This is a genomic window from Pseudonocardia xinjiangensis, from assembly GCF_012911925.1.
Taxonomy (GTDB): domain Bacteria; phylum Actinomycetota; class Actinomycetes; order Mycobacteriales; family Pseudonocardiaceae; genus Pseudonocardia; species Pseudonocardia xinjiangensis.
The window spans coordinates 98,194-105,047 of the sequence record NZ_JAAXKY010000005.1 but is presented as its reverse complement, the minus strand read 5'-3'; the positions used below and the strand labels follow the sequence as shown (position 1 = coordinate 105,047).

Here is a 6,854-nt window from a genome sequence, read left to right as displayed (position 1 = left end):
ACCCCGGCCCGCGAGTCGCCCGGTTCGGGTGCGCGAGTCGCGGGCGGGGGCGGGGTGTCGGTGTCAGGACTCCTGCTCGCGGGTGCGCAGCTCCCGGCGCAGCAGCTTGCCCGTCACGGTCTTCGGGATCTCGTCGAGGAACTCCACCTGCCGGGGGTACTTGTAGGCCGCCATCCGTTCCCTGGCGAAGGCGATGAGCTCCTCCGCGCTCACGGTCCGGCCGGGGCGGAGGCTGACGAACGCCTTGACCGTCTCGCCCCGGTACTCGTCCGGGACGCCCACGACCGCGGCCTCCCGCACGGCCTCGTGCTCGTACAGCACGTCCTCCACCTCGCGGGGCCACACCTTGTAGCCGCCCGCGTTGATCTGGTCCTTCTTGCGGTCGACGATGTAGAACCAGCCGTTGTCGTCCATGTACCCGACGTCGCCGGTGTGGAGCGCACCCCCCGGGAGCGCGGCCGCCGTCTCCTCGGGCTTGTTCCAGTAGCCGGGGACGACCTGCGGGCCGGTCGTGACGATCTCGCCGATCTCGCCGGGCGGGACGTCCTTGCCGTCGTCGCCCACGATGCGCACCACGGTGTTGTAGATGGGGACGCCGACCGAGAGGGCGCCGGAGGCCTTGTCGACCGGCGCCTCGGCCCCCGGCGGCACGCCGTGCGACGGGGAGGTGGTCTCGGTCAGCCCGTAGATGTTGTGGATGTACTGCCCGAAGGTCGCGGAGAACGCCGTGACGGTGGACGGCGGGATCGGCGCCCCTCCCGACCAGATCTTCGTGAGGGACGTGAGGGCGTCCCGCTCCGCGTCGGGCGCGTTCATCAGTGCGATGAAGACCGTGATCGACCCGACGGTGAACGTCGGACGCTCGTCGCGGATCGTCTCGATCGCGAGCGAGGGCTCGAAGCGGCAGAACAGCACCAGCGGTGCCCCGAGCAACAGCGAGAGCGTGACGTGCGAGATCAGGCCCGTGATGTGGAACAGGGGGGCGACCCCGAGCACCACGTCGTCCTGGCCGAGGCCGCACCACTGCCGGTAGGCCTGGCTGTTGAACACCACGTTGCCGTGGGTGTTCATCGCGCCCTTCGGGGGCCCGGTGGTGCCGGAGGTGTAGGTCAGGACGGCGGTGTCGCCGGGGGAGAAGGACACCGGCGGTGGACGGTGCCCGCGGAACCGGTCGATGAGCCCGGCCATGTCGACGGTGCCGGGCAGGTCGATGCGTTCCGTCCCGGAGAAGACCCGCGGGTCGTCCCGCGTCTGGTACTCCAGCTCCGACGTGGTGATCACCGTGGTGACGCCGGCGTCGCCGGCCACCGACTCCGCGACGTCGCGGTACAGGCCCTGCAGGCACACCAGCACCGTGGCGCCCGAGTCGCGCAGCAGCAGGTCGAGCTCGCGCGCCCGGTTCATCGGGTTGATGTTGACGGCGATCCCGCCCGCCTTCCAGGTGCCCACCAGCGCGATGACGAACTGGGGCACGTTCTGCAGGTACAGCGCCACCCGCTCGCCCGCGGAGAAACCGGCGTCGAGCAGGCCGGCCGCGAACGCGTCGGAGAGCTCGTCGAGCTCGCGCAGGGTGATCCGGCCGTCGAAGTAGCGGAGGATGTCGCCGTCGGGGTTGCGCTCCGCCGAGGCGCGGAACATCGCCAGCGCGTCGGTGAACTCGGGCTCGATGTCGGACGGCTGGCCCTCGTCGTACCGGGCGAGCCACGGCCGCTCGTCGTAGCCGCCCATGTCAGCGGATCACCACCGGGTTGACCGGCGCGCCGGTGCCGTTGACGACCTTCAGCGGGGCGGCGACGTAGAGGAAGCTCCACCGGCCGTCGGCGGCGCACGCGTCGGCCAGGTCGTCGAGCCAGGCGATCTCGGTGAGCGCCACGCCCAGGTTGCGCATCAGCGCGCAGTGCAGGGGCAGGGCGACACCGGTGCCCGGCTCGTAGGTCACCTCGTTGGCGATCGTGTCGGTGACGAGGTTGGGGATCTCCCGGCCCTTGAACCACTCCACGAGCTCACGCGAGTAGGTCAGCCCCGGCTCGTTGAAGCCGTCGTAGAACTCCTTCTTGTCGTTGAGCTCGTACCAGTACTTCATGAAGCCGGTGCGCACGCAGAGCACGTCGTGCGGCTCGATCTCGACGCCCTGGGCCTTCGCCGCGGCCTCCAGGTCCTCGTGGTCGAACGTCTCGCCCTTGTCCAGCCAGTCCTTGCCACGGTGCCGGGCCATGTCGACCAGCACCCCGCGCCCCACCACGCCCTTCTCCGCGATCGGCAGCACCGAGGCCTTGTCCATCCCGCCGACGGTCGACCGGGCGTCGTAGCCGTTCCAGAGCTTGCCGTCGTACCAGACGTGGCCCAGCGCGTCGTACTGCGTGGAGCCCTGCAGGAAGATCAGAGCCGTGTCGTCCGCGTAGTGCAGGCCGCCGGGGAACTGCGGGGCGCCCTCGCCGTCCCACGTGCTCTCGTCGAGGACGTTCTGCCGCTTGATGCCTTCCCGCCCGGGCCACAGCGGGTCGCCAGGACCGTCCGTGCGGCCCATCTGGATCTGCAGGGTGAAGACCTCGCCCGTGCGGATGTGCCGCACGCCGCGCAGCACCTCGGCCGCGTCGAGGTAGTTGAGCGCACCGAGCTCGTCGTCCGGGCCCCAGCGGCCCCAGTTGGAGGGGGTGTCGGCGCCGAGCAGGTCGGCCATGGAGGGAATGTGGGACATCGTTGTCTCCTCGTCGGGCGGCCGCCGACGCCGAGACCCGTTGCCGCCGTCGAGGACGCGAACCTGATCGCCGTCGAGCCTTCGGCGGCCACGTCGGTGTGTCAAGGACCACCCGGCCGGGTGGACGGGGCCACGAACGGGTGCGGGCGACGGACGTGGCAGTATCGGTCGATGGGCGGTTGGCTCAGCGGCCTGTCGCGCGGCCGTGGCGTCTACCACGGGACGTTCCTGCCGGTCATCCCGCGAAAAGGACCATTTACCGCCGCGTAGAGTCTTGACGCGGTGCGCCGGTCAAGTCACTCTTAGGTCTCGATGGTTGTCTCGGTGACCTGTCTCGACAGCCGCTGCATTTGCAGCTAGACTGCCTCTTTGCGCTGCCCTCGTCCAGCCACGCGTGCGCTCAGGCGGAGTCCCCCCATCGGGAGATCCCTTCGGTGCCCTCGCGCGTCTGGGTCGGCGGCTGCGCCATGACAACAGACGGCGTGCGCCGGATCCTGCATCCGCGAGCACGTTCGACCCGGACCTCCCGCCCGGGCCGGACGAGCAGACGGTAGCGCGATGGAGCCGGTGCCCGCCAGACGAGAGCGCAGTTCTCGGAAGGACGCATCTTGGCTTCGTCCCGCGCCACCAGCCCCCTCGCGACCCACGTGCCCGCGGCCGTCTCGGCCAACCCGAGTTTCCCCGGGGCGCCTACCCGGGTCACCTTCGCGAAGATCCGCGAGCCCCTCGAGGTGCCCGACCTCCTCGACCTGCAGATCCAGTCCTTCGAGTGGCTGGTCGGCAACGAGGCGTGGTTCCAGCGACGGATCGATGCCGGCGACGAGAACCCGATGGGCGGCCTGGAGGAGATCCTCACCGAGATCTCCCCGATCGAGGACTTCTCCGGCTCGATGTCGCTGTCCTTCTCCGACCCGCGCTTCGACGAGGTCAAGGCCTCGGTCGAGGAGTGCCGGGACAAGGACATGACCTACGGTGCGCCGCTGTTCGTCACCGCGGAGTTCACCAACAACACCACCGGCGAGATCAAGAGCCAGACGGTGTTCATGGGTGACTTCCCCGTGATGACCGACAAGGGCACGTTCATCATCAACGGCACCGAGCGTGTCGTCGTCTCCCAGCTCGTCCGGTCGCCCGGCGTCTACTTCGATCACAGCATCGACAAGACGACGGAGAAGGACGTCTACTCCGTCAAGATCATCCCGAGCCGGGGTGCCTGGCTGGAGTTCGACGTCGACAAGCGCGACACCGTCGGTGTCCGCATCGACCGCAAGCGTCGCCAGCCGGTCACCGTGCTGCTGAAGGCGCTGGGCTGGACGGCCGAGCAGATCCAGGCCCGCTTCGGGTTCTCCGAGACGATCATGGCCACGCTCGAGAAGGACCACACCGCCGGGCAGGACGAGGCGCTGCTCGACATCTACCGCAAGCTGCGGCCGGGCGAGCCGCCCACCCGCGAGAGCGCGCAGACCCTGCTGGAGAACCTGTTCTTCAAGGACAAGCGCTACGACCTCGCCAAGGTCGGCCGGTACAAGGCCAACAAGAAGCTCGGCCTCACCCTCGACAACTCGGTCGGCACGCTGACCGAGGAGGACATCGCCACCACCATCGAGTACCTCGTCCGGCTCCACGCGGGTGAGACCACGATGACGGTCGGCGCCGACGCCGAGGGCAACGGCGGCATCGAGGTCCCCGTCGAGACCGACGACATCGACCACTTCGGCAACCGGCGCCTGCGCACGGTCGGCGAGCTGATCCAGAACCAGGTCCGCGTCGGCCTGTCCCGGATGGAGCGCGTCGTCCGCGAGCGGATGACCACGCAGGACGTCGAGGCGATCACGCCGCAGACCCTGATCAACATCCGTCCCGTCGTGGCGGCGATCAAGGAGTTCTTCGGCACGTCGCAGCTGTCGCAGTTCATGGACCAGCACAACCCGCTGGCCGGCCTCACGCACAAGCGTCGCCTGTCGGCGCTGGGCCCGGGTGGTCTGTCCCGTGAGCGCGCGGGCTTCGAGGTCCGCGACGTGCACCCCAGCCACTACGGCCGGATGTGCCCGATCGAGACGCCTGAGGGCCCGAACATCGGCCTGATCGGGTCGCTGTCCACGTTCGCGCAGGTCAACCCGTTCGGTTTCATCCAGACCCCGTACCGCAAGGTCAGCGAGGGCCGGGTCACCGAGCAGATCGACTACCTCACCGCCGACGAGGAGGACCGCTTCGTCATCGCGCAGGCCAACGCGCCGCTCGACGACGACGGCAACTTCCAGGAGGAGCGCGTCCTCGTCCGCCGCAAGGGCGGCGAGGTCGACTACATCTCCCCGGTGGGCGTCGACTACATCGACGTCTCACCGCGGCAGATGGTGTCGGTCGCCACGGCGCTGATCCCGTTCCTCGAGCACGACGACGCCAACCGCGCGCTGATGGGCGCCAACATGCAGCGTCAGGCGGTGCCGCTGCTGCGCAGCGAGTCGCCGCTGGTGGGCACGGGCATGGAGCTGCGCGCCGCGGTCGACGCCGGTGACGTCCTCGTCGCCGACAAGGCCGGTGTGGTCGAGGAGCTCTGCGCCGACTACATCACCGTCATGGCCGACGACGGCACGCGCACCACGTACCGGCTCAACAAGTTCCGCCGGTCCAACCAGGGCACGTGCAACAACCAGAAGCCGATCATCGACGAGGGCGACCGCGTCGAGGCCGGCCAGGTCATCGCCGACGGGCCGTGCACCGAGAACGGTGAGATGGCCCTGGGCAAGAACCTGCTCGTGGCGATCATGCCGTGGGAGGGCCACAACTACGAGGACGCGATCATCCTCTCGCAGCGCCTGGTGCAGGACGACGTGCTCACGTCGATCCACATCGAGGAGCACGAGATCGACGCCCGCGACACCAAGCTGGGCGCCGAGGAGATCACCCGGGACATCCCGAACGTCTCCGAGGAGGTCCTCGCCGACCTCGACGAGCGCGGCATCATCCGCATCGGTGCCGAGGTGCAGCCGGGCGACATCCTGGTCGGCAAGGTCACGCCGAAGGGTGAGACCGAGCTGACCCCGGAGGAGCGCCTGCTGCGCGCGATCTTCGGCGAGAAGGCGCGCGAGGTGCGCGACACGTCGCTGAAGGTCCCGCACGGCGAGAACGGCAAGGTCATCGGCATCCGGGTCTTCTCCCGCGACGACGAGGACGAGCTGGCCCCCGGGGTCAACGAACTGGTCCGCGTCTACGTGGCCCAGAAGCGCAAGATCCAGGACGGCGACAAGCTCGCCGGCCGCCACGGCAACAAGGGCGTCATCGGCAAGATCCTGCCTGCCGAGGACATGCCGTTCATGGAGGACGGCACCCCCGTCGACATCATCCTGAACACCCACGGTGTGCCGCGACGGATGAACATCGGCCAGGTGCTGGAGACCCACCTCGGGTGGATCGCCAAGTCGGGCTGGGACATCGAGGGCACGCCCGACTGGGCGTCCAAGATGCCCGAGGAGCTCTACTCCGTGCCCGCCGGCACGAAGACCGCCACACCGGTCTTCGACGGCGCCAAGGAGAACGAGATCACGGGTCTGCTCGGTTCCACGTTGCCCAACCGCGACGGTGAGCGGATGGTCAAGTCCGACGGCAAGGCCAAGCTGCTCGACGGGCGTTCCGGGGAGCCGTACCCGTTCCCGGTCGCCGTCGGCTACATGTACATCCTGAAGCTGGCGCACCTCGTGGACGACAAGATCCACGCCCGTTCCACCGGTCCGTACTCGATGATCACGCAGCAGCCCCTGGGCGGTAAGGCCCAGTTCGGCGGCCAGCGGTTCGGCGAGATGGAGTGCTGGGCGATGCAGGCCTACGGCGCGGCATACACGCTGCAGGAACTGCTCACCATCAAGTCCGACGACGTGGTGGGCCGGGTCAAGGTCTACGAGGCGATCGTCAAGGGCGAGAACATCCCGGAGCCGGGTATCCCGGAGTCCTTCAAGGTGTTGCTGAAGGAGCTCCAGTCGCTCTGCCTGAACGTCGAGGTGCTCTCGAGCGACGGTGCGGCGATCGAGATGCGCGACACCGACGACGAGGACCTCGAGCGGGCCGCGGCGAACCTGGGCATCAACCTGTCCAGCCGCCCCGGATCCGACTCGATGACCGTCGACGACGTCGTCAACTGACCCGCCCAGAGCCGAATAAC

General features: G+C 68.8%; 3 protein-coding genes. 1 reads left to right on the top strand and 2 read right to left on the bottom strand.

The features are described from left to right. Positions 1-63 precede the first annotated feature (63 nt). Positions 64-1,728, bottom strand: coding sequence for a long-chain-fatty-acid--CoA ligase (locus HF577_RS03565; RefSeq protein WP_169394260.1), 1,665 nt, complete (start codon positions 1,726-1,728; stop codon positions 64-66). Between the two features lies 1 nt (position 1,729). Beyond that, positions 1,730-2,698 carry a cyclase family protein gene (locus tag HF577_RS03560; RefSeq protein WP_169394259.1) on the bottom strand — a complete coding sequence of 323 codons (969 nt, stop codon included), beginning with the start codon at positions 2,696-2,698 and terminating at the stop codon, positions 1,730-1,732. Positions 2,699-3,306: 608 nt separating this feature from the next. Between HF577_RS03560 and rpoB the strand changes: the two genes are divergently transcribed. Next, on the top strand, positions 3,307-6,834 hold the full coding sequence (gene rpoB, locus HF577_RS03555) for a DNA-directed RNA polymerase subunit beta (protein ID WP_211173732.1): 3,528 nt from the start codon (positions 3,307-3,309) through the stop codon (positions 6,832-6,834). Positions 6,835-6,854 lie beyond the last annotated feature (20 nt).